Source organism: Alteromonas sp. AO-Serp (assembly GCF_017849675.1).
Taxonomy (GTDB): Bacteria; Pseudomonadota; Gammaproteobacteria; order Enterobacterales; family Alteromonadaceae; genus Alteromonas; species Alteromonas macleodii.
Genome location: NZ_JAFLMX010000310.1, coordinates 1 through 1,646, shown reverse-complemented (window position 1 = coordinate 1,646; position 1,646 = coordinate 1). Strand labels below are relative to the sequence as shown.

1 protein-coding gene and 1 pseudogene are annotated in these 1,646 nt (G+C 46.5%); both read left to right on the top strand.

Translation table 11 applies throughout. From position 1 onward, the window contains the following. Nucleotides 1-1,014: pseudogene (locus QVA83_RS19800) on the top strand (cisplatin damage response ATP-dependent DNA ligase); the annotation flags it as partial. A 102-nt stretch (nt 1,015-1,116) separates the two neighbouring features. Further along, on the top strand, nt 1,117-1,646 hold a 530-nt coding region (gene efpL / locus QVA83_RS19795; protein ID WP_287498853.1), incomplete at its 3' end, for an elongation factor P-like protein EfpL.

The following is a 1,646-nucleotide window of genomic DNA, read 5'->3' as shown; positions in this document are numbered from 1 at the left end:
CACGTGGCAAATTGAAAATAAGTACGACGGCATTCGAGTACAGCTTGCTGTTAAATCAGAAAGGTCTGTAGGTAATAAAGCCGCTAAAAAAATACCTCTCAGTCTTCGGATGACGATACGCCAGATAAAGCGCTTTTCTCGCGTACAGGGGATGACATTAGCCATTCTTTTCCCGACCTACTTGAAACGGTAAAAGGAAATATGGTGTTAGACGGCGAACTACTGGTTATTCATAACGTAAAAGGCGACGCTTATGACGCTATGGCTTCACAGCCGAATGTCGACACATTCAATGCACTTCAGCAACGCCTCAACAAGAAAAAGCCAAGTAAAGCACTGCAAGCGTCTTCACCTGTTGGACTTATTGTCTACGATGCCTTGGTGCTAGATGGCAAAGATTTAACTGAGAAAACGTTGAAGGAACGTCGCCAGGCGCTCCACGAATGGTTTAACCATAACAAAAGCGAGCGCTTGTTTTTATCGGAAACCCTTTCTGCGAGCTCTCCTAAAAGCCTTCGTGAACTTCATGCCCGCGTTTGTCAAAATCGCGCGGTGGAAGGGTTGATGATAAAGCGCTTAGATAGCGAGTACATCCCCGGCCGTCCCAAAGGGGAATGGTTCAAGTGGAAGCGCGACCCGCTGGTGGTTGATGCGGTAATGATGTACGCGCAGCGAGGGCACGGGAAACGATCGAGCTTCTATTCCGATTACACGTTCGGTGCATGGGAAGACGACCAGCTTCTGCCAATAGGAAAAGCATATTCTGGATTTACCGACGAAGAACTTAAGAAGCTAGACAACTGGGTACGGCGCAATGCAGTGGGACGCTTTGGCCCTGTGCGGGAGGTAAAGAAAGATCTGGTGTTAGAAGTGGCTTTCGACGCGGTCCATCCTTCTTCAAGACATAAATCGGGGGTAGCGCTGCGCTTCCCTCGCATTCACCGTATTCGTTGGGATAAACCCGCCGCCGAAGCTGACACGCTAACCAACGTTAAAGCGTTAATCGAAAACTAACCACGTAAAAATACTTCCTAAGTAAGAAAAAATCGCTGAAAATGAAGTTTTACAGATGACCTCGGGCGGATTGCCTGAAGAGAACAAAAATAGGAAATCGCCATGCCTAAGGCTAGTGAAATCAAAAAGAATAACACCGTGGTATTTGACGGTAAGACCTGCATAGTTAGAGACATAGAACGTTCTGTACCCCAAGGTCGTGCAGGTGGCAGCATTTATCGCATGCGCATGTATGACGTCGTCACAGATGCTAAGTACGACGAAACATTTAAAGACTCAGACACATTAGATATGGCTGATTTAATTCGTCGTCCGGCAATGTTTTCTTATGTTGATGGTGACGAATACATTTTTATGGATAAGGAAGACTACACGCCTTATCACTTGAACAAAGAAAGTATTGAAAATGAGGCGCTATTCATTAATGAAGACACCGACGGTATTCAGGTGGTTATCGTAAGTGAAGTGCCAGTAGCGCTAGATTTGCCAATGAGCGTAGAGCTTGAAGTTGTTGAGACAGACCCATCTATTAAAGGCGCCTCTGCTACGTCTCGAACCAAGCCTGCCACGCTTTCAACCGGACTGGTTGTACAGGTGCCTGAATACATCAGCACTGGCGAATGGATTAAGGT